Source organism: Pseudomonas sp. SIMBA_067, from assembly GCF_046534675.1.
GTDB lineage: Bacteria > Pseudomonadota > Gammaproteobacteria > Pseudomonadales > Pseudomonadaceae > Aquipseudomonas > Aquipseudomonas putida.
Genome location: NZ_JAWRYH010000005.1, coordinates 213,389 through 235,877 on the forward strand (window position 1 = coordinate 213,389; position 22,489 = coordinate 235,877).

18 protein-coding genes are annotated in these 22,489 nt (G+C 62.2%); 13 read left to right on the forward strand and 5 right to left on the reverse strand.

What is annotated here, in order from left to right; all coding sequences use genetic code 11:
* Nucleotides 1-89: 89 nt before the first annotated feature.
* The 4 genes from SB765_RS13620 to edd all read right to left on the reverse strand — a co-directional run bounded on the left by SB765_RS13620 (nt 90) and on the right by edd (nt 5,165).
* The gene (locus tag SB765_RS13620; protein WP_341797682.1) at nt 90-1,544 is read right to left on the reverse strand and encodes an ATP-binding protein; all 1,455 of its coding nucleotides are present in this window, start codon (nt 1,542-1,544) and stop codon (nt 90-92) included.
* The gene (gltR, locus tag SB765_RS13625) at nt 1,525-2,250 is read right to left on the reverse strand and encodes a two-component system response regulator GltR (RefSeq protein WP_132843898.1); all 726 of its coding nucleotides are present in this window, start codon (nt 2,248-2,250) and stop codon (nt 1,525-1,527) included. The genes SB765_RS13620 and gltR overlap by 20 nt, the downstream gene beginning before the upstream one ends.
* 129 nt (nt 2,251-2,379) lie before the next feature.
* Entirely contained in the window at nt 2,380-3,342 is a 963-nt protein-coding gene (locus tag SB765_RS13630) for a glucokinase (protein ID WP_410910812.1), read from the reverse strand.
* Nucleotides 3,339-5,165, reverse strand: coding sequence for a phosphogluconate dehydratase (gene edd, locus SB765_RS13635; protein ID WP_016501286.1), 1,827 nt, complete (start codon nt 5,163-5,165; stop codon nt 3,339-3,341). Before edd ends, SB765_RS13630 begins: the two co-directional genes overlap by 4 nt.
* A 264-nt stretch (nt 5,166-5,429) precedes the next feature.
* On the opposite strand from edd, the gene gap reads away from it, so the two are divergent.
* The 6 genes from gap (at nt 5,430) to SB765_RS13665 (ending at nt 12,162) form a co-directional block, all read left to right on the forward strand.
* On the forward strand, nt 5,430-6,431 hold the full coding sequence (gap, locus tag SB765_RS13640; RefSeq protein ID WP_049277581.1) for a type I glyceraldehyde-3-phosphate dehydrogenase: 1,002 nt from the start codon (nt 5,430-5,432) through the stop codon (nt 6,429-6,431).
* A gap of 230 nt (nt 6,432-6,661) precedes the next feature.
* The gene (locus SB765_RS13645; RefSeq protein WP_003255059.1) at nt 6,662-7,174 is read left to right on the forward strand and encodes an RNA polymerase sigma factor; all 513 of its coding nucleotides are present in this window, start codon (nt 6,662-6,664) and stop codon (nt 7,172-7,174) included.
* A gap of 88 nt (nt 7,175-7,262) precedes the next feature.
* Nucleotides 7,263-8,225 carry a FecR family protein gene (locus SB765_RS13650; protein WP_341797679.1) on the forward strand — a complete coding sequence of 321 codons (963 nt, stop codon included), beginning with the start codon at nt 7,263-7,265 and terminating at the stop codon, nt 8,223-8,225.
* A gap of 126 nt (nt 8,226-8,351) precedes the next feature.
* On the forward strand, nt 8,352-10,940 hold the full coding sequence (locus SB765_RS13655) for a TonB-dependent receptor (protein WP_410931472.1): 2,589 nt from the start codon (nt 8,352-8,354) through the stop codon (nt 10,938-10,940).
* A gap of 160 nt (nt 10,941-11,100) precedes the next feature.
* Nucleotides 11,101-11,694, forward strand: coding sequence for a biliverdin-producing heme oxygenase (locus tag SB765_RS13660; RefSeq protein WP_341797677.1), 594 nt, complete (start codon nt 11,101-11,103; stop codon nt 11,692-11,694).
* 54 nt (nt 11,695-11,748) lie between these two features.
* Entirely contained in the window at nt 11,749-12,162 is a 414-nt protein-coding gene (locus tag SB765_RS13665) for a YbaN family protein (protein ID WP_341797676.1), read from the forward strand.
* Here the strand turns inward: SB765_RS13665 and arcD (SB765_RS13670) are convergent.
* A complete protein-coding gene (gene arcD / locus SB765_RS13670; protein ID WP_341797675.1) occupies nt 12,142-13,569 on the reverse strand; it encodes an arginine-ornithine antiporter in 1,428 nt (475 codons plus the stop codon). The two genes, SB765_RS13665 and arcD (SB765_RS13670), sit on opposite strands and share 21 nt — an antisense overlap.
* A 435-nt stretch (nt 13,570-14,004) precedes the next feature.
* Between arcD (SB765_RS13670) and arcD (SB765_RS13675) the strand changes: the two genes are divergently transcribed.
* The 7 genes from arcD (SB765_RS13675) (at nt 14,005) to gltS (ending at nt 22,276) form a co-directional block, all read left to right on the forward strand.
* Nucleotides 14,005-15,432 (forward strand): arginine-ornithine antiporter, encoded by a 1,428-nt coding sequence (gene arcD, locus SB765_RS13675; RefSeq protein ID WP_410931473.1) that lies wholly within the window; start codon nt 14,005-14,007, stop codon nt 15,430-15,432.
* Nucleotides 15,433-15,465: 33 nt separating this feature from the next.
* Nucleotides 15,466-16,728 carry an arginine deiminase gene (arcA, locus tag SB765_RS13680; RefSeq protein ID WP_410931474.1) on the forward strand — a complete coding sequence of 421 codons (1,263 nt, stop codon included), beginning with the start codon at nt 15,466-15,468 and terminating at the stop codon, nt 16,726-16,728.
* Between the two features lie 69 nt (nt 16,729-16,797).
* Nucleotides 16,798-17,808 carry an ornithine carbamoyltransferase gene (locus SB765_RS13685; protein WP_016501296.1) on the forward strand — a complete coding sequence of 337 codons (1,011 nt, stop codon included), beginning with the start codon at nt 16,798-16,800 and terminating at the stop codon, nt 17,806-17,808.
* Nucleotides 17,809-17,910: 102 nt separating this feature from the next.
* Nucleotides 17,911-18,840 carry a carbamate kinase gene (gene arcC / locus SB765_RS13690; protein ID WP_410931475.1) on the forward strand — a complete coding sequence of 310 codons (930 nt, stop codon included), beginning with the start codon at nt 17,911-17,913 and terminating at the stop codon, nt 18,838-18,840.
* Nucleotides 18,841-18,895: 55 nt separating this feature from the next.
* Nucleotides 18,896-19,264, forward strand: coding sequence for a DUF5064 family protein (locus SB765_RS13695; protein ID WP_410931476.1), 369 nt, complete (start codon nt 18,896-18,898; stop codon nt 19,262-19,264).
* A 170-nt stretch (nt 19,265-19,434) separates the two neighbouring features.
* The gene (locus SB765_RS13700) at nt 19,435-20,943 is read left to right on the forward strand and encodes a sigma-54-dependent transcriptional regulator (protein ID WP_016501299.1); all 1,509 of its coding nucleotides are present in this window, start codon (nt 19,435-19,437) and stop codon (nt 20,941-20,943) included.
* Between the two features lie 127 nt (nt 20,944-21,070).
* Nucleotides 21,071-22,276 carry a sodium/glutamate symporter gene (gene gltS, locus SB765_RS13705; protein WP_341797671.1) on the forward strand — a complete coding sequence of 402 codons (1,206 nt, stop codon included), beginning with the start codon at nt 21,071-21,073 and terminating at the stop codon, nt 22,274-22,276.
* Nucleotides 22,277-22,489: the final 213 nt, after the last annotated feature.

A 22,489-nucleotide genomic window follows, 5' to 3' on the forward strand; every position in this document is an offset into this window, starting at 1 on the left:
TCTAAACAGCGTGCCCACCCCGCCAGGTAACGAAGCGATGCGTGAATGTCATCGTTTGGTTACATTGCCCGCGCAGGCAACACAACGCTTCACTCCATGCCCCGCGGCAGGTGCAAAGTCACCCGCAAGCCACCCTGCCTGAGGTTCAGCAAGCTCACCTCGCCACCATGGCTATGGGCAATGTTGCGCGCAATCCCTAACCCCAGCCCATAGCCCTGCTGCTGTCCAGCCAGGCGGAAATGCGGCTCGAACACTTGCTCCAGCTGCTGCTGCGGTACGCCCGGCCCCTGGTCGTCCACCTGCAGCACAAAGCCCTCGGCACTGTCGATGATGCGCAGCCGCGCCTGCGCGCCGTACTTGATGGCGTTGTCGATCAGGTTGCCGATGCAGCGCCGCAGCGCCAGCGGCTTGCCTGGGTAAGGCGCCAGCGCCCGACCTTCGACGGTGATACGGCCATCACGCAAATAAGGCTCGGCCAGAATCTCCAGCACCTGGTTGAGGTCGACCGGCTCTATGTTCTCGTGGATATCGGTGTCCTTCACGCACTGCAAGGCACCTTTGACCAGCAGCTCCAGCTCGTCCAGGTCCTGGCTGAACTTGGCCTGCAGGCGCTCGTCCTCCAACAGTTCGACACGCAGCCGCAGGCGGGTGATCGGCGTGCGCAGGTCGTGGGAGATGGCGCTGAACAGCTGGCTGCGTTCGGTAAGGTAGCGGCTGATGCGCTCACGCATGCTGTTGAACGCCCGGCTTACTTCGACCACCTCGCTACCACCCCCTTCCGCCACCGGCGCCACATCGGCGCCCAGCGACATCTCCCGCGCAGCGCGCGCCAGGCGCTTGAGCGGCCAGCTCTGCCAGTGCACCAGCAAACCGATGAACAACAGCAGCAAGGCGGTGGTGAGCACGATGAAACCGATCTGCTGGCGTGGCAGGCGTTCGGCCTCAAGGCTGGTATAGGGCTCGGGCAGCAACGAGGCGATGTACAGCCACTCGCCCTCGCCCAGGCGGATCTGCGTCACCAGCACCGGCGGGTTGAGCGGCTCCAGGGTCAGTGAGTAATGCGCCCAGGAGCGTGGCAGCTCGTCGAGTTTCAGGCCGCTGTTGAAAATGCGCAGATCGTCGGGCGCGACGAACTCAACGGAAATATCCATCTGCGAGCCCAGTCGCTCATGCAGTACCTGCTGGAACACATCGATCACCGCCTGCTTGCGCGGGGTGATGGGCAGCACCGGCATGTCGAGCGGCTTGGCGTTGAGCGAGACGAAAAACCGCGTGCCGCCCATGCTGCGCAACTGGTCGAGCACCATCGGCCGATAGGCCACCGGCAGCGAGCGGAAGTAACTGACGCTGGCGCTCATGGAATGGGCCAGGCTGCTGGCGCTGGCGCGCAGGCCCTGCAGCTGGCTGGCACGCAACTGCGCCACCCAGATGATGCTCGACAAGCCTTGGGCCAGCAGCACCACCAGCAGGGTCAGTAGCAGCATGCGCCCCAGCAGCGAGCGCGGCAGCAGGCGCCAGCGCCGCTCAGGGCGCACTGCAGACATGCGCCGCCAACAGGTAGCCGCTGCCACGCACCGTACGGATCAGCCGCGGGGGCTTGTCGGTATCGCGCAGGCGCTGGCGCAGGCGGCTGACCGCCATATCGACGATGCGGTCCAGCGGCATCGGCTCGCGACCACGGGTGGCGTTGCCTATGGTGTCGCGGTCGAGAATCTGCTGCGGATGGTCGAGGAACAGTTTGAGCAGGGCGAAGTCGGCGCCGGACAGAATCACCTCTTCGCCGTCGTGGTGGAACAGACGGTGGCTGACCGTGTCCAGGCGCCAGTCGTCGAAAGCCAGCACCGCACTGCCCGGTGCCGACTGACCGAATTCGGCGCGGCGCAGCAGGGCCTTGATCCTTGCTTGCAGTTCGCGAGGGCTGAAGGGTTTGCCCAGGTAGTCGTCGGCGCCCAGCTCCAGGCCAATGACTCGGTCGGCTTCGTCGGAGCTGGCGGTGAGCATGATGATCGGCACGCGTGCCTGGCGCGGGTGCTGGCGCACCCAGCGGCACAGGCTGAAGCCATCTTCGTCGGGCAGCATGACGTCGAGGATGACCAGGTCGCAGGGGGTGGTTTCCAGGGCGCGACGAAAGCCTTTTCCATCGGCTTCGGCATGCACCTGGAAGCCTGAGCGGCTCAGGTAGGTTTGCAGCAGTTCGCGGATTTCCTGGTCGTCGTCGACCATCAGGATCGATTTGCCGGCAGTGCTCAAGGTGGTCCTTCCTCTTGTTAGTTACAGGTCTTGGTTGCCTGTTATTGGGGCCGCTTCGCGCCCCATCGCGGCACAAGGTCGCTCCTACCGGGACCGTGCTGTGCCGGAACTATCAGCGGCCCCTTACATTTATCTGTGGTCCAAGGCCTGCTGCAGGGCCACACCGGCCCCCAGCAAGCCGGAAAACTCCGCCGTTACCAGCCACACCGGCACACCGGCGAAGTAACCACTCATGCAGCCCTTGTCGGCAAAACTCGCGGCAAAACCGCTACGCAGGAACAGTTCGGCAAAACGCGGAATCACACCGCCGACAATATAGACCCCACCCCGCGCGCCCAGGGTCAGCACATTGTTACCCGCCACGCGCCCAAGAAACCGACAGAACTGCTCGACCACCGCCAGCGCCCGTGGCTCGCCGCCCAGCGCTGCGTCGGTAATCTGCGCCGGGGTCTTGTGCCGGGCTGTATCGCCATCCAGCGCACAGATTGCCTGGTACAGCCGCACCAGGCCACCGCCACTGAGCACGGTCTCGGCACTGACATGGCCGATCTGGCCGTGGATCTGCTGATGGATCGCCGCTTCGCGCGCATTGCCCACTGGCAGGTCGACATGGCCGCCCTCCCCCGGCAAGGCATGCCAGTGCTGTTCGCCCAGGCGCAGCAGCGAACCCACGCCCAGGCCTGTGCCTGGCCCGATCACCAGCGCAGGTCGCAACGGGTCAGCCTGCCCAGCGCACACCTCGCGAAACTCCCCTTCGCGCAGGCGGGTCATGCCCAGCGCCATGGCGGTGAAATCGTTGATCAGCAACAGCCGTTCAACCTGCAAAGTCTTGCAGAAAGCCGTACGGCTCAGGCGCCAATGGTTGTTGGTAAAGCGAAATTCATCGCCATCGACCGGCCCGGCTACCGCCAGGCATACAGCCGCCAACCCGCCACGGGCGATACCTTGGTCTTCGAGATAAGCCTCGATAGCCTGCTCCGGGCTGGTGTAGTCCGCAGTGGCGAAGACTTTTACCTCATGCAGCTGGTTGTCACGCCACAACGCAAAACGGGCATTGGTGCCACCAATGTCGCCAACCAGCAGGTCCTTCATTTGAGGTTCTCCAGGGCCGAGGTGAAGGCACTCGCGCCCTGTTCTGCCGGGCTGAACGCCATGCGCATGAAGCCGAACAGCTCGCGCCCGCAGCCCAGGTCATTGCCCTGGGGGGCCGGCGGCAGGTCGCGGCTGGCCAGTTCTTCGGCCGACACCATGACCCGCAATGTGCCTTCGACACCGTCGACCCGCACGATATCACCATCGCGCACCCGCGCCAGCGGGCCGCCGTCATACGCCTCGGGGCAAACGTGGATGGCCGCCGGGATCTTGCCCGAGGCACCGGACATGCGCCCGTCGGTGACCAGCGCCACCTTGTAGCCACGGTCCTGCAGCACACCGAGGAAGGGTGTGAGCTTGTGTAATTCGGGCATGCCGTTGCAACGCGGGCCCTGGAAGCGCACCACGGCGACAAAGTCACGTTCCAGCTCGCCGGCCTTGAACGCATCGGCCAGCGACTGCTGGTCCTGGAACACGCGCGCCGGGGCTTCGACCACCTGGTGCTCGGGGGCGACAGCAGACACCTTCATCACGCCACGGCCCAGGTTGCCTTCCATCACCCGCAGGCCGCCTTCGGCCGAGAACGGCCGCGCCACCGGGCGCAGGATGCTTTCGTCCAGGCTCTGTTGCGGACCTTCACGCCACACCAGCTTGCCATTGTCGAGGAACGGCTCCTGGGTATAGCGGCGCAGGCCGTGGCCAGCCACGGTGTTGACATCTTCGTGCAGCAGCCCGGCATCCAGCAGCTCGCGAATCAGGAAGGCCATGCCACCGGCGGCCTGGAAGTGGTTGATGTCGGCCTTGCCGTTGGGGTAGACGTGGGACAGGGTTGGCACCACCTCGGAGAGGTCGGCCATGTCCTGCCAGGTCAGCTGGATACCTGCCGCCTGGGCGATCGCCGGGATATGCAGGGTGTGGTTGGTCGAGCCGCCCGTGGCGTGCAGGGCGACAATCGAATTGACCAGTGCCTTCTCGTCGACGATTTCGCCCAACGGCATGAAACTGCCGCTGGCCTTGGTCATGCGCGTGACCTGCTGCGCGGCTTCGGCGGTGAGGGCGTCGCGCAGCGGCGTGTACGGGTTGACGAACGAGGCGCCCGGCAGGTGCAGGCCCATCACTTCCATCACCAGCTGGTTGGTATTGGCGGTGCCGTAGAAGGTGCAGGTACCCGGGCTGTGATAGGAGTTCATCTCCGACTCCAGCAGCTCTTCACGGCTGGCCTTGCCTTCCGCATAACGCTGGCGCACATCGGCCTTCTGCTTGTTGGAAATGCCGGACACCATCGGCCCGCCCGGGACAAAGATGGTCGGCAGGTGGCCGAAGCGCAGCGCGCCCATCATCAGGCCTGGGACTATCTTGTCGCAGATGCCCAGCATCAGCGCGGCATCGAACATGTTATGCGACAGCGCTACCGCCGTGGACATGGCGATGACTTCGCGGCTGGCGATGGCCAGCTCCATGCCAGGCTCACCCTGGGTCACGCCGTCGCACATGGCCGGCACGCCCCCCGCGAACTGCCCGACCGAACCGACCTCGCGCAGGGCCTGCTTGATCTGCTCGGGGAAGTGCAGATACGGCTGGTGGGCAGACAACATGTCGTTGTAGGCCGAGACGATAGCCACATTGGCCGCGTTCATCAGGCGCAGAGTCTGCTTGTCCTCGCTGCCACAGCCGGCCACGCCATGGGCGAAGTTGGCGCATTGCAGGCTGGCACGCATGGGGCCTTCACTGGCCGCGCCGCGAATCAGCTGCAGATAGCGTTCGCGGGTGGCTCGGCTGCGTTCGATCAGCCGCTGGGTGACCTCAAGGATGCGCGGATGCATGTACTGGACTCCAGGCTAATTGTAAGGGCGGTTTACCGGGCATTTCCCCTCCAAACGATTGCGGCCTAGGCTCAAGCAAAGGAGCCTGCTGCATCGGTGGAGGCGCATCGCCCAACCACTCGTTGTATGTTTAAACAAAATACTGCCACTAAAAAGGCTTGTTTTCTATCGGCTAGTGAATAATCTTGTAATTCCAACAACAAAACCGTTTCAGTGAAGCTCCTTTTTGCCACAGGTTTCACTCGGACTGCCAGAGGTACTGTCATGACCCTACGCATCGCCATCAATGGATTCGGCCGCATCGGTCGCAACGTCCTGCGCGCACTGTATACCCAAGGCTACCGCCAGGACCTGCAGGTCGTCGCCATCAACGACCTGGGCGACAGCGCCATGAATGCTCACCTGCTCAAGTTCGACAGCGTGCACGGCACGTTCGACGCCACGGTCGAGGCCGACCACGAAAGCCTGACGGTCAATGGTGACCGTATCGCGGTCAGTGCCATCCGCAACCCGGCCGAACTGCCCTGGAAAGCCGAGGCGATCGACGTGGTGTTCGAGTGCACAGGGCTGTTCACCGACCGCGCCAAGGCCGCTGCACACCTTGCGGCAGGGGCGGGCAAGGTCATTGTCTCGGCGCCGGCCAAAGGTGCCGATGCCACCGTGGTGTACGGGGTCAACCATGACATCCTGCGGGCCTCGCACCAGGTCATTTCCAACGCCTCCTGCACCACCAACTGCCTGGCACCGATCGCCCAGGTGCTGCACCGCGAGTTCGGCATCGAGCAAGGCCTGATGACCACCATTCACGCCTACACCAATGACCAGGTGCTGACCGACATGTACCACAGCGACCCGTACCGGGCGCGCTCGGCCACCCAGTCGATGATCCCCAGCAAGACCGGCGCCGCCGAGGCCGTGGGCCTGGTGCTGCCGGAGCTGGCCGGCAAGCTCACTGGCATGGCAGTGCGGGTGCCGGTGATCAACGTGTCGCTGGTGGACCTCACCGTCAACCTCAAGCGCGAGGCCACGGCCGAGCAGGTCAACCAACTGTTCCTCGAAGCCAGCCAGCATTCCAAGGTATTGGGCTACAACGCGTTGCCATTGGTTTCCTGCGATTTCAACCACAACCCGCTGTCGTCGATTTTCGATGCCAACCATACCCGGGCCAACGGGCGCATGCTCAAGGTGCTGGCGTGGTATGACAACGAGTGGGCGTTCAGCAACCGCATGCTGGATAACTGCCTGGCGTTGTGCCAGGCCCGGTAATCCATAGGGCATACGCTCCCCTGTAGGAGCAGCCTTGTGCTGCGAAGAGGCCGGTAAAGCCCATCATTTTCTGTGCGGCTACCGTCCTCTTCGCAGCACAAGGCTGCTCCTACAAGGAATGCGCAGCGACTGGGAGCTCACAATCTTTACCATTTCCTAACACATCCACACTTGACCAACGCTACAGATGATAAGCATTATCATTAACTTTTCGTCGGCCAGGTCCCCCCGTGAGTCAGTCCCGGTTCAACTCCGTCTTCCTCGTCCAGCGCCTCACCCTGTTGCGTACCTTGCAGCGCATGGTTGGCAACCCCAGCACGGCCGAAGACCTGCTGCAGGAAACCTACCTGCGGGTTTCGCGCGCCCTGGGCGAGCGGCCCATCGAGCACATCGAGCCGTTCGTGTTCCAGACCGCGCGCAACCTGGCACTGGACCACCTGCGCGCACGCCGGGTGCAGGCACGCATGCTGGTCGACGACGTGCCCGACGAAGTGCTGCACAGCGTGGCCGCACCCGCCACCAGCAGCGAGGATGCCGCCCACGCCGAGCAGCTGCTCAAGCACCTGAGCGTCAGCCTCAACCAGCTGAGTGAACGCCAGCAGCGCATTTTCATCCTCAGCCGCCTGCACGGCGCCACCTACCTGGAAATCGCCGAACAACTCAGTGTTTCGCCCAGTACGGTGCAAAAGGAACTGAAACTGATCATGGCGATCTGCATGGGTGTTGCCGAACGCCTCAAGTAAGCTGACCGCAGGCGAACGGCGACGCAAAGCCCTTGCCACACCCCGTCTTAGCCTTGATCATTCGCAAAAAACCATTCAAGGATTCACCGTGACCGACAGCCCTGCCCCTCGCCCGTCACCTGCCGGGCCTAGTGCCCGTGCTCGTGCCATGGACGAGGCGCTGGACTGGCTGGTGCGCCTGCAATGCGCCGATGCCGCAGACACCCAGGCCTTTGAAGCCTGGCTGAGCGCCGCACCGGAAAACGCCGAGGCCTATGTCGAGGCAGAAGCACTGTGGAACGGTATGCCGTTGCACCAGGCTGCCACGCAGATGCACCAGCAGCAGCGCCGCTCATGGCGCGGGCGCTTGCGCAGCCACTGGAAACCCTTGGCCACCGCTGCGGTGCTGCTGGTCGGCCTGTTCACCGTTGGCGACCTGCCCACCCGCCTGCAGGCCGACCACCTGACGGTGGTGGGCGAGCGCCAGCGCCTGCAACTGGAAGACGGCGCGAAAGTGCTGCTTAACACCAACTCGGCATTTGCCAGCGACCGCCGGGACGGCCGCCCGGTCGCCCGCCTGCTGCAGGGTGAGGCCTACTTCCAGATACCGGAGGGCGCACTGCTGCCGCTTGAAGTAGAGGCCGGGCCGTTGCGCGCACAGGTGCGCGATACCGACTTTGCCGTGCGCTACCTCGATGGCGAGGCCCAGCTGCGGGTGCAACGCGGTGATGTCGACCTGCAAGGCGCACGCGACCAGCGCATCCGCCTGAGTGCCGGCGACAGCATCAGCGTGGGCCCGCAGGGCTTCGGCCAGCGCCAACGCGCCGACATGCAAAAGGACCTGGCCTGGGTCGACGGCCGTCTGGTGTTCGAGAATTGCCCACTGAGCCAGGTGCTGGCTGAAGTGCGGCGCTACTATCCCGGCTGGATCATCAACCGCAATGCCCAGCTCGAAGACGTTTCAGTCACCGGCAATTACCGCCTCGACCAGCCGTTGGAAACCCTGCGCGCACTGGCCCATATCACCTCGGCACAGCTGCATGAGTATCCTGCGCTGGTGATTCTGAACTGACCCCGAAAATATTTTTACGCGATCGCCCTGCCCCGCCCGTCTCGTTATAGCCAATGCAACTGATTCTTGTTTGAAAGCGAGAACAGCAATCATCTATAACAGCCCGCGCATCAGGGAGCGCTTTCGATGTCCACTGGTCCTACCCGCACGTCCACCCTTCCCCGCCGAACCGGGCAACTGTCCCTGTTGACCCTGGCCCTGCTCGCCAGCGGCGCTTGCAGCCTGCCAGCGCTGGCCGCCGAACCGGCCCGGGCCAGCAGCCCGCGCATGGGTGACTACCGCTTCAGCATCGGCCAGCAGCCGCTGGTGTCGGCGATCAACGCCTTCAGCCAGGTCACCGGCTGGCAAGTCGGCTTCAGCGCCGAGCTGGCCGACGGCGTGGCTTCGCCGGGTGTACAAGGCTCGCTGCCGCCAGATGCCGCCCTCAAGCGCCTGCTGCACGGTACCGGGCTGAGTTTTCGCAAGATCAGCAACGGCAACGTGGTGCTTGAGCGCCAGGCTGGCGGCAACGTAATCGCCCTGCAGCAGGTGACCGTCAGCGCAACCCGGAGTGCTCAGGACGTCAGCCTGGTGCCAAGCACCGTCAGTGTGCAGACCCGAGAGCAGCTGGACCGGCAGAACGTCAACAACATCCAGGACCTGGTGCGCTACGAGCCGGGCGTATCGGTGGCCGGCACCGGCCAGCGCAGCGGCCTGAACGGCTACAACATCCGTGGTATCGACGGCGAGCGGATCCTCACCCAGGTCGACGGTGTATCGATCCCGGACAGTTTCTTCTACGGCCCCTACGCCCAGACCCAACGCAACTACGTCGACCCGGAAACCGTCAAGCGCGTGGAAATCCTCCGCGGCCCGGCCTCGGTGCTGTACGGCAGCAATGCCATCGGCGGCGCTGTGAGCTACTTCACCCTCGACCCCGACGACATCATCAAGCCCGGCAAAGACGTGGGTGCGCGGCTGAAGACCGGCTACAGCTCGGCCGACGAAAGCTGGCTGACCTCCGCCACCGTTGCCGGCCGGGAGGGTGATTTCGATGGCCTGCTGCACCTGAGCCAGCGTAACGGCCACGAGACCGAAACCCACGGCAGCCACAGCGGTGCCGGCCTGTCGCGCACCGAAGCCAACCCGATGGACGTGCGCACCACCAACGTGCTGGCCAAGCTGGGCTGGAACTACGACGACGACGCGCGCCTGGGCTTCACCTACGAGCGCTACAAGGATGACCGCGACCAGAACATCCTCAGCGCGGTGGGCGGGCCGTTCATTCCGGGCTTTGGCGGCATGGGTTACTACAAGGCGCGCAGTGGCAACGACACCATCACCCGCGAGCGCTTTGGCATCAACCATGAGTTCGGCCTGGATTCGCTGGTCGCTGACCACGTCAAGTGGAGCCTCAACTACCAGATCGCCAAGACCGACCAGCACACCGAAGAAGTCTACGCACCGCCTGGCCGCCAGGTACTGCGCACGCGTGACACGACCTACAAGGACCGCCAGTGGGTCTTCGATGCCCAGCTGGACAAGGCATTCAGCATCGGCGCCACCGACCACCTGCTGACCTATGGCACCACGATCAAGCACGAGAAAATCACCGGTACGCGCAGCGGCACGGGCACCTGCCTGGCCGTGGGCTCCGGTTGCTCCGCCGCAGGCGCCGAACGCCCGGCAGACGGCCAGGTTCTGGTCAGCGACTTCCCGGACCCGACCGTGAACACCTACAGCCTGTTCGTGCAGGATGAAATCCGCTGGAACAACTGGACCTTCATGCCCGGTGCGCGCTACGACTACACGCGCATGGAACCCAAGTTCACCGACGAATTCCTGCGTGGCCTGGAGTCCACCGGCACGGCACCCACCTCCCAGGACGACTCGGACAAGAAGTGGCACCGCGTCTCGCCCAAGTTCGGCCTGACCTACGCCTTCAACGACAACTACACCTGGTATGGTCAGTATGCCGAAGGCTTCCGTACTCCGACCGCCAAGGCCATGTACGGAAAGTTCGTGAACCTTGAGGAAGGTTACCGCGTAGAAGGCAACCCAGGCCTGGAACCGGAAAAGAGCAAGAGCTACGAAACGGGCCTGCGTGGCAACTTCGACGCAGGTAACTTCGATGTGGCGGTGTTCTACAACAAGTACCGCGACTTCATCGACGAAGATGCGGTGCAAAGCGCCAATCTGGAACAGACCTTCCAGGCCAACAACATCAAGCACGCCACCATCAAGGGTGCCGAGGTCAAGGGCCGCCTGAACCTCGACCACTTCGGCGCGCCGCAAGGCCTGTATACCCAGGGTTCGATTGCCTACACCTATGGTCGTAACGACGACACTGGTGAGCCACTGAACAGCGTCAACCCGCTGAAGGGCGTGTTCGGCCTTGGTTACGAGCAGCAGAACTACGGCGGCCTGCTGAGCTGGACGCTGGTCAAGCGCAAGACCCGTGTCGACGACTCCAGCTTCTACTCGCCAGACGGTTCGAGCTCGAAGTTCCGCACCCCGGGCTACGGCGTGCTGGACCTGACCGGCTACTACAAGGTCACCGACGACGTGACCATCAACGCCGGCCTGTACAACCTCACCGACAAGAAGTACTGGCAGTGGGATTCGGTACGCAGCTACGACGGCCAAGGTGAAGCGGCTGTGACCCAGCCAGCCAACATCGACCGCCTGACCATGCCGGGGCGCAACTTCGGTATCAATGTGGTTTGGGATATCTGAGGGCTTTAACTTTGAATCGCCTGTGAGATCGAGCGCCGCGCGGGCGGCGCTCGATTCCACAGACGCTGCCGCTCTCAAGCCAAAAACGCAGTTTTTTTACTGTCCCGCCGCCGCTGTTTCGTCTTGTATCTAGATGCCCCTCTTTCCAAGGACTGCCCCCATGACCGAACGCCCAGCCCTGCGCTCCCAGCGCCTGAACCAGATCACCCACGCCCCGCACGCCGAGCTGGATGGCCTGGTCAAATCCCACGCGCCCTTCGACAGCCGCGAAAGCTTCGCCCGCTTCGTCGTTGCCCAGTACCTGTTCCAGTCCGAGCTGCAAGCCCTGTACAACGATCCGCAGCTGAACGCCATAGTCCCCGACCTGGCCGAGCGCTGCCGTGCCGACCAGGCCCGCCTGGACCTCGCCGACCTCGACACCGAAGTGCCAGCCGCCGTGCCAGGCGCCGTGGGCAAGCCGAGCCTGGGCGAGGCAATGGGCTGGATCTTCGTCTCTGAAGGCTCCAAACTGGGCGCTGCGTTTCTGATCAAGCGTGCCGTGGCCCTGGAGCTGTCCGACACCTTCGGTGCCCGCCACCTGGGCGAGCCAGCCGGTGGCCGTGCCGAAGGCTGGAAGCAGTTCACCCGCATCCTCGATGGCCTTGAGCTGTCCGCTGAAGAGGAAGCCGCTGCCGAACGCGGTGCAGTTGCCGCCTTCGAGCGTTTCACCGAACTGCTCAAACATGCCTATGCTGCGGATGCCGCGCTGGTCTGATACGCCGTACCCGGCCACCCTACCGGTGGCCGAACCGCTTTTTGCAGTGAGACCATGACCCGACCTGCCCGCTCGAAGATCGCCCGCCTGTTGTATGGAATCCTGGCTTACGTGAGCCTCGGGGTGGGCTTGGTCGCGATCGTCATACCCGGTTTGCCGACCACCGAATTCATCCTGCTGGCCGCCTGGGCGGCGACCCGCAGCTCGCCGCGCCTGTCTGCCTGGCTGGAGAACCACCGGCTGTTCGGGCCGATTCTCTACAACTGGCGCAACGGCAAGGTGATCCAGCGCCGGGCCAAGGTAAGCGCTACCATCAGCATGCTGCTGTGCGCGGGCCTGATGCTGACGTTTCTGGAGCACCACTGGCCGGTGTTCGTGGCAATCGCCGGCATGACCCTGGGCAACCTGTGGATCTGGTCACGCCCGGAACACGCCTGCCCTGCCCCGTCACAAGCTCAACAACCCTGAATACAGGGCGTAGGCCGCCAGTGCAGCGCCCGCCAGCACGGCGGCGAAAATCAGCTTTTCCCATGTGGTGAACAATGCCTGGCCCTGCTCATGCTTGGCCCTGGCGAACAGGATCACGCCGGGGGCATACAGCAGCGCCGACAGCAGCAGGTACTTGAGCCCGCCGGCATACAACAGCCACACGGCATACAGCAAGGCAACCAGCGCCACCAGCAAGTCCTTGCGGCGCAGCCCCGGTTGCCCGGCGTAGGTTTCTGCACGCACAGCCAGCAGCACGGCATACGCCGCCGACCACAGGTAAGGCACCAGGATCATCGACGAAGCCAGGTAGATGAGGCTGGTGTAGGTACCGGCCGAGAACAGCGTAATCAGCAGGAAGCCCTGGATCATGCAGTTGGTCAGCCACAGGGCGTTGGAGGGCACATGGTTGGCGTTTTCCTTGGCCAGAAAGCGCGGCATGGTCTTGTCCCGCGCCGTGGCGAACAGGATCTCGGCACACAGCAGCGCCCAGGACAGCAACGCACCCAGCAGCGAAACCGCCAGGCCGAGGCTGATCAGCAACGCCCCCCAAGGGCCGACGATATGCTCCAGGACCGAGGCCAGCGACGGGTTCTGCAAACCGGCCAGTTCAGGCTGGGTCATCACCCCCAGCGAAAGCACGTTGACCAGCACCAGCAGCGCCAGCACACCAAGAAAACCGATAACGGTAGCCTTGCCCACATCCGAACGACGCTCGGCGCGCCCGGAGTACACGCTGGCGCCCTCGATGCCGATGAACACGAACACGGTCACCAGCATCATGTTGCGCACCTGCTCCAGCACGCTGCCGAATTGCGGGTTGCTCAAGCCCCAGATGTCACGGGTGAAGATATCGGCACGAAAGGCGAACGCCGCAATCACCACGAACATCAGCAACGGCACCACTTTGGCCACGGTGGTCACCTGGTTGATGAACGCAGCTTCCTTGATGCCGCGCAGAACCAGAAAGTGGACTGACCACAGCAGCAACGAGGCACAGCCGATGGCGATCGGCGTGTTGCCTTCGCCGAAAACCGGAAAGTAAAAGCCCAGGGTGCTGAACAGCAGTACGAAATAGCCGACATTACCCAGCCAGGCGCTGATCCAGTAGCCCCAGGCTGACGAGAAGCCCATGTAGTCGCCGAACCCTGCCTTGGCGTAGGCGTACACCCCCGAGTCCAGTTCCGGCTTGCGGTTGGCCAGTGTCTGGAACACAAACGCCAGGGCCAGCATGCCGACGGCGGTGATGCACCAGCCGATCAGCACCGCCCCGACATCGGCACGCGCCGCCATGTTCTGTGGCAGCGAGAAGATCCCGCCACCGATCATCGAGCCGACCACCAGTGCGATCAGCGCGCCCAGGCGCAGCTTCTGTCCCGGTTCGCTCATGCATCCCCCATTTTTTTACGCGCTGTCATACCTTTGAAACAGCCCTGCAGGCCATATAAATGTGGTTACTTATAAGAGAACCCGCCACTCAAGCTATAGCACTCATAACTGCTTTGTCTATGCATCCTTCCTTAAAAGCTAGCAGCTGGACAGCAACTAGAACAGTTCCCGATAAAACTCAAAATTATTGTGAAAAATTTGCGAAAGCGTCAAAAACGGCTAGCTTCAAGCATCGCAGGCTGAACAGAGCGTTTGCTCTAGAAAGACATGGAGGTGCCAGCGCGCAAGGCTTGCAGCTTTAGCTGTCGGCACTCTCCAGGAGCACCCGTGAAGGAAATTTCCTCCTTCACGTCGCCTTAAACTGACACAAGTCAGCTTACGGCATCGGCGTCGGATTTATGCTGACGTCAACTTTCTCCTGGCAGGAGTTGTTAAATGTCTGATTCATCCGGAAAACTAAAGCTCGGCGCGTTAGTTGCACTTGTCGTCGGTTCGATGATTGGCGGCGGGATCTTCTCGCTGCCGCAAAACATGGCCGCCAGTGCAGGGGTTGGCGCCGTGCTGATCGGCTGGGGCATCACCGCGGTCGGCATGCTGACCCTGGCGTTCGTGTTCCAGACCCTGGCCAACCGCAAGCCTGACCTGGATGGCGGGGTGTATGCCTACGCCAAGGCCGGTTTCGGCGACTACATGGGCTTTTCCTCGGCCTGGGGCTACTGGATCAGTGCCTGGCTGGGTAACGTCGGCTACTTCGTGCTGCTGTTCAGCACCTTGGGTTACTTCTTCCCGATCTTCGGGGAAGGCAACACGCCGGCCGCCATCATTGGCGCATCGGTGCTGTTGTGGGCGGTGCACTTCCTGGTGCTGCGCGGCATCAAGGAAGCCGCATTCATCAACCTGGTCACCACCGTGGCCAAAGTGGTGCCGCTGGTGCTGTTCGCGCTGATCTGCCTGTTTGCCTTCAGGCTCGACATCTTCACCGCCGACATCTGGGCCCTGGGTACACCGGAGCTGGGCAGCGTGATGAACCAGGTGCGCAACATGATGCTGGTCACCGTGTGGGTGTTCATCGGCATCGAGGGCGCGAGCATCTTCTCGTCCCGGGCGGAAAAGCGCTCTGACGTGGGCAAGGCCACGGTCATCGGCTTTGTCACCGTGCTGCTGTTCCTGGTGCTGGTCAACGTACTGTCGCTGGGCATCATGACCCAACCGGAACTGGCCAAGCTGCAGAACCCGTCGATGGCAGCCGTACTGGAGCATGTGGTCGGCCACTGGGGCGCGGTGCTGATCAGCGTCGGCCTGATCATCTCGCTGTTGGGGGCCTTGCTTTCGTGGGTACTGCTGTGCGCCGAGATCATGTTCGCTGCCGCCAAAGACCACACCATGCCGGAGTTCCTGCGCCGCGAAAATGCCAACCAGGTACCGGCCAACGCCCTGTGGCTTACCAACGCCATGGTGCAGATCTTCCTGGTGATCACGCTGTTCTCCAACAGCACCTACCTGTCGCTGATCTACCTCGCCACCTCGATGATCCTGGTGCCCTACCTGTGGTCGGCAGCCTATGCGTTCCTGCTGGCACTGCGCAGCGAAACCTACGAGCAGGCCCTGGCCGAACGCAAGAAAGACCTGATCATCGGCGGCATCGCCCTGCTGTACGCCATCTGGCTGCTGTACGCCGGCGGCGTGAAATACCTGCTGCTCTCGGCCCTGCTCTACGCACCTGGGGCGATTTTGTTCGCCAAAGCCAAGCGTGAAGTTGGCCAACCTATCTTCACCAACGTGGAAAAACTGATCTTCGCAGCCGTGGTCATTGGCGCCCTGGTGGCAGCTTATGGCCTGTACGACGGCTTCCTGACCCTTTGACCCACGTCTTCGTTCAATTGGAGGAATGAAACCATGTCCGCTGAAAAACAGAAGTACGGTGTCCACTCCGAAGCCGGCAAACTGCGCAAAGTGATGGTTTGCTCGCCGGGCCTGGCGCACAAGCGCCTGACGCCGAGCAACTGTGACGAGCTGCTGTTCGACGATGTGATCTGGGTCGACCAGGCCAAGCGTGACCATTTCGACTTCGTCACCAAAATGCGCGAGCGCGGCGTGGATGTGCTGGAAATGCACAACCTGCTGACCGACATCGTGCAGCAACCCGAAGCCCTCAAGTGGATCCTTGACCGCAAGATTACCTCTGACACCGTGGGTGTCGGCCTGACCAACGAGGTGCGTAGCTGGCTCGAAGGGCTGGAACCACGCCACCTGGCAGAGTTCCTGATTGGCGGCGTGGCGGGCCAGGACCTTCCAGTAAGCGAAGGCGCCGAAGTGATCAAGATGTACAACAAGTACCTGGGCCACTCCAGCTTCATTCTGCCGCCGCTGCCCAACACCCAGTTCACCCGCGACACCACCTGCTGGATCTACGGTGGCGTGACGCTCAACCCGATGTACTGGCCTGCGCGACGCCAGGAAACCCTGCTGACCACAGCCATTTACAAGTTCCACAAGGAATTCACCGGCGCCGACTTCCAGGTGTGGTACGGCGACCCGGACAAGGATCACGGTAACGCCACCCTCGAGGGCGGCGACGTGATGCCGGTCGGCAAGGGCATCGTGCTGATCGGCATGGGTGAGCGCACCTCGCGCCATGCCATCGGCCAACTGGCTCAGAACCTGTTCGAGAAAGGCGCGGCCGAGAAAGTCATCGTCGCTGGCCTGCCGAAGTCCCGCGCGGCGATGCACCTGGACACCGTGTTCAGCTTCTGCGACCGCGACCTGGTAACGGTGTTCCCGGAGGTGGTGAAAGAGATCAAGCCATTCATCATCACCCCAGACTCCAGCAAGCCCTATGGCATGAACATCGCGCCGCAGGATGCCTCGTTCCTCGAGGTGGTATCCGAACAGTTGCTGGGCAACAAAGACAAACTGCGCGTGGTCGAGACCGGCGGCAACAGCTTTGCCGCCGAGCGCGAACAATGGGATGACGGCAACAACGTGGTGGCCATCGAGCCGGGCGTGGTCATCGGTTATGACCGCAACACCTACACCAACACCCTGCTGCGCAAGGCCGGCATCGAGGTCATCACCATCAGCGCCGGCGAACTGGGCCGGGGCCGGGGCGGCGGCCACTGCATGACCTGCCCGATTGTGCGTGACCCGATCGACTACTAACGACCATTGCACCCGGCCGCGCCCACAAAGTGCCGGCCGGGACACTACCGGACTCAAGGAGAAGCAATCATGGCGTTCAACATTCACAACCGCAACCTGCTCAGCCTGGAACACCACACCAACCGTGAGCTGCGCTACCTGCTGGACCTGTCCCGCGACCTCAAGCGTGCCAAGTACACTGGCACCGAGCAGCAGCACCTGAAGGGCAACAACATCGCGCTGATCTTCGAAAAAACCTCCACCCGTACCCGCTGCGCCTTCGAAGTGGCGGCTTACGACCAGGGCGCGAACGTTACCTACATCGACCCCAACTCTTCGCAGATCGGCCACAAAGAGAGCATGAAGGACACCGCCCGCGTGCTCGGGCGCATGTACGACGCCATCGAGTACCGTGGCTTCAAGCAGGAAATCGTCGAAGAGCTGGCCAAGTTTGCCGGCGTACCGGTGTTCAACGGCCTGACCGATGAGTACCACCCCACCCAGATGATCGCTGACGTGCTGACCATGCGCGAGAACAGCGACAAGCCGCTGCACGACATCAGCTACGCCTACCTGGGCGACGCCCGCAACAACATGGGTAACTCGCTGCTGCTGATAGGCGCCAAGCTCGGCATGGACGTGCGCATTGCTGCGCCAAAGGCACTGTGGCCGCATGACGACCTGGTCGAGCGCTGCAAGAAGTACGCTGAGGAAAGCGGCGCCCGCATCACCCTCACCGAAGACCCGAAAGCGGCGGTCAAGGGTGTGGACTTTGTTCATACCGACGTGTGGGTTTCGATGGGCGAGCCGATCGAAGCCTGGGGTGAGCGCATCAAGCAGCTCAAGCCTTACCAGGTGAATGCCGAGCTGATGAAGTCCACTGGCAACCCACGGACCAAGTTCATGCACTGCCTGCCAGCGTTCCATAACTCCGACACCAAGGTCGGCAAGCAGATCGCCGAACAGTACCCGGACCTGGCCAACGGCATCGAAGTGACTGACGACGTGTTCGAGTCGCCGGCCTGCATCGCCTTCGAGCAGGCGGAAAACCGCATGCACACCATCAAGGCAATCCTGGTATCGACCCTGGCTGACCTCTGACAATCACTTCGCTCCTGTGGGAGCTGGCTTCCGGCGATGCCGGCAAGCCAGCTCCCACAAAGGATCGAGGCGCTCACCCCATCTGCGTAAAGGACATTCCCCATGCGTATCGTTGTTGCATTGGGCGGCAACGCCCTGCTGCGTCGCGGCGAGCCCATGACCGCTGACAACCAGCGCGCCAATATCCGCACCGCCACCGAACAGATCGCCAAGATTCACCCTGGCAACGAACTGGTCATCGCCCACGGCAACGGTCCGCAAGTCGGGCTGCTGTCGCTTCAGGCCCTGTCCTACAAGCCTGACGAGGCTTACCCACTGGACGTGCTGGGTGCAGAAACCGAAGGCATGATCGGCTACATGATCGAACAGGAACTGGGCAACCTGCTGGCTTTCGAGGTGCCGTTCGCCACCCTGCTCACCCAGGTGGAAGTGGACGCCAACGACCCCGCCTTCAAGGACCCGACCAAGTTCATCGGCCCGGTCTACAGCAAGGAAGAGGCCGAGCGCCTGGCCAAAGAGAAAGGCTGGGTGGTCAAGGCCGATGGCGACAAGTACCGTCGTGTGGTGGCCAGCCCGAAACCCAAGCGCATCTTCGAAATCCGCCCGATCAAGTGGCTGCTGGAAAAGAACAGCATCGTGATTTGCGCAGGCGGTGGCGGCATCCCCACCATGTACGATGAAAACCGCAAGCTCAAAGGTATCGAAGCGGTCATCGACAAGGACCTGTGCTCGGCACTGCTGGCAGAGCAATTGGAAGCCGACCTTCTGATCATCGCCACTGACGTCGATGCAGCCTACATTGACTGGGGCAAGCCGACGCAAAAAGCCATTGCCCAGGCCCACCCGGACGAACTCGAACGCCTCGGCTTCGCCGCCGGTTCCATGGGGCCGAAAGTGCAAGCTGCCAGTGACTTTGCCCGCAAAACCGGCAAGGTGGCGGTGATCAGTTCGCTGGAAAACATTGAAGACATTGTCAAAGGTACTGCCGGCACACGGGTTTCCACCGAGAAGCCTGGGATCAGCTACCGTTGAATGCAGTTGGCGGGTGCCTGGCGCCCGCCGTTTTCGACCTCCGGGAGGATTCGCCATGGCTCAGTTTCAACCCGGTCACGTGCATATCGAGCGCACTGCGCTGAACAGCACCGACCACAGTTACGACCTCAACATCGAGTACGAAGCGACGCAAGATCCCAAGGAAGGCCGCGGCATACAGTTCCATATGCATGGCAGCATCGAAGGCAAGACGATTGATGAAAAGTTCTTTCTGCCCAAGGACCAGGTGCTGCCCAGTTTCTTGATGGTGATGAGCCGCAAGGCCCAGGCCCACCTCGCCCCGCCCAAGAAATTCGAAACCCTTGGCTCACCGCACAAGATCTACGACGCGATGTTCGAAGATATCCGCGCCAAACTGGATGTGAAGTCGGGCGACTCGATCAAGCCTGAACATCTGGAGTGATTTCAGAATTTTGGGGCTGCTTTGCAGCCCATTCGCGGCACAAGGCCGCTCCTACAGGAGAATGCATAAACTTTGTGGGAGCGGCCTTGTGTCGCGATGGGGCTGCAAAGCGGCCCCGGCAATGTTAAGGCATACTACCGCCCTCCCCGGCCACCACCTTTCGCCTCCTCATGCGCATCCACGTCAGCTTCATCGACCGCGTCGGCATCACCCAGGAAGTCCTCGCCCTGCTCGGTGCCCGCCACCTCAACCTGGACGCCGTGGAGATGGTCCCGCCGAACGTCTACATCGACGCCCCCACCCTCAGCCCCGCCGTGCTCGAAGAACTGCATGATGCACTGTTCGAGGTGCAGGGCGTGCAATCGGTGGACGTGGTCGACATCCTCCCAGGCCAGCGTCGTCACCTGCAGCTCGATGCCCTGCTGGCAGCGATGAGCGACCCGGTGCTGGCAGTGGACAGCGCAGGCCTGGTGCTGCTGGCCAACCCGGCGCTGATCGCCCTGTGCGGCCGCGAATCCGCCGGGCGCTCGGTGGGTGAACTGTTCGGCGACCCCGCGCTGCTGCAAGCGCTGCTGGACAACAACTTCCACCTGCCCATGCGCGAGATGCAGCTCAACGGCCAGAGCCTGCTGCTGGACGCCATGCCGATCACCAACGCCGGTGGCCTGCTGACGCTGTACCCCCCGACGCGCATGGGCGAACGCCTGTCGGCCCTGCACCACGACCACGCCGAAGGCTTCGATGCCCTGCTCGGCGAGTCGCCCGCCATCCGCACCCTCAAGGCCCGGGCCCTGCGCGTGGCGGCGCTCGATGCACCGCTGCTGGTGCATGGCGAAACCGGCACCGGTAAAGAGCTGGTGGCCCGCGCCTGCCATGCCATCAGCAGCCGCCATGCGGCACCATTCCTGGCGCTGAACTGTGCCGCACTGCCCGAAAGCCTGGCCGAGAGCGAGTTGTTCGGTTACGCCCCTGGCGCCTTCACCGGCGCGCAACGCGGTGGCAAGCCTGGGCTGATGGAGCTGGCCAACCAGGGCACGGTGTTCCTTGATGAAATTGGCGAAATGTCACCGTATTTGCAGGCCAAGCTGCTGCGTTTTCTAAGCGATGGCAGCTTCCGTCGGGTGGGCGGCGACCGCGAAGTGAAGGTGGATGTGCGCATCATCAGCGCCACCCACCGCGACCTGGAGCGCATGGTCGCCGAAGGCAGCTTCCGCGAAGACCTGTTCTACCGCCTCAACGTGCTCAACCTGCAGGTACCGCCCTTGCGCGACAGGGGCCAGGACATCCTGATGCTGGCGCACTTCTTCATGCAGCAAGCCTGCACACAGATCCAGCGCCCAGCCTGCCGGCTGACCCCCGCCACCCACTCTGCACTGCTGGCCAACCCTTGGCCGGGCAACGTGCGCCAGCTACAGAACGTGATTTTCCGCGCTGCAGCCATCTGCGAGGGCAACCTGGTGGATATCGGCGACCTGGACATTGCTGGCACCTCGGTGGCCCGCGGGCAGGACGGCGAAGTGGCCAGCCTGGAACAGGCCGTGGGTGATTTCGAGCGGGAACTGTTACAGCGCCTGTATGCCAGTTACCCGTCGACGCGGCAGCTGGCCGGGCGCTTGCAAACTTCGCATACCGCTATTGCCCAGCGGCTGCGTAAATATGGAATACCCGGGAAACTTTGATGCGTGTCGTCAAAACCGACAGCTCATTCAGACTTTTCCTAGCCGTGTAGCCGCAATTGACTGGAGTGCTCGCCGTAGAATGGTGACATCGTAATTTCGCATGTCACCTTGAACGAAGAGTACCTTGATGTTTGAACTCGATTTTTACGGGACACTTGTAGCCGCCTCTTTAGTACTGCTACTGGGGCGCGGGCTGGTCGCGCGCATTGGTTTCCTGCGCGTTTACAATATCCCGGAACCTGTTGCAGGCGGATTGGTCGTTGCCTTGGCACTTTTGGCATTACGCAGCTTCGATATACAGGTCCAGTTTGATACCTCATTGCAAACCCCGTTGATGCTGGCGTTCTTCGCCACCATCGGTTTGAGTGCAGACTTCGCCAGCCTGAAGAAAGGCGGGCGTGTGGTCGCCGTGTTCCTGCTGGTGGTGACTGGCTTGCTCCTGGTGCAGAACGCCATGGGCATCGGCCTGGCAACGGCCTTGGGGCTCGACCCGTTGATGGGCCTGCTGGCCGGTTCGATCAGTCTCTCCGGTGGCCACGGCACAGGCGCCGCCTGGGGCGCGACGTTCACTGAAAAATTTGGCCTGCCTTCGGCCTCCGAACTGGCGATGGCCTCTGCCACTTTCGGCCTGGTATTGGGCGGCCTTATTGGCGGCCCGGTTGCCAGGCTGCTGATCAAGCGGGTAAAGACGCACGGCAGCGAAGAAGAAGCCCCCCAACTGCCAAAAGGCTTTGAGCAGCCGAATAAAGAGCGCCTGATTACATCATCTTCATTCATCGAAACCTTGGCCCTGATTGCCGTCAGCTTGCTGGCGGGCACCCTCCTTCACGGTTTATTGAAAAGCACTGCATTTGAATTACCGACCTTCGTGTGCGTATTGTTCGTCGGCGTGCTGTTGCGCAACGTTCTTTCCGCATTCGGCTTCTACCGTGTATTCGAGCGGGAAGTTTCGGTCTTGGGCAATGTCAGTTTGTCCCTGTTCCTGGCCATTGCCTTGATGTCGCTGAAGTTGTGGGACCTGGCCGCACTGGCCTTACCCTTCTTTATATTGCTGGCCGCGCAAACACTGGTCATGGCACTGTTCGCGATCTTCGTGACGTTCCGGGTGATGGGCCGCAACTACGATGCGGCAGTACTGGCTGCCGGGCACTGCGGCTTCGGCCTGGGGGCAACGCCGACGGCCATCGCCAACATGCAGGCGGTGACCCAGCGCTACGGCGCCTCGCACATTGCTTTCCTGGTAGTGCCGATGGTGGGCGCGTTCTTCATCGACATCATCAATGTGATCGTGATCAAGTTGTACCTGGCATTGCCCTTCCTTACTGGAGGTTGAATCCCGACAACCCCACCTGTATCGATTTCAATACATCGGATTGAAATCGATACACACGCATTCGAATGCGCCTGCACAAGGGTTTGATCCCAAAACCCATTCCTCCTCCTCGCTAACTGTAGCGTTTTCATTCCACAAAAATGACAAATGGATTGCATTAATTAGATAAGTTGTTGATTTAAAAGGATTTATTATGATTGGCCGCATTATTGC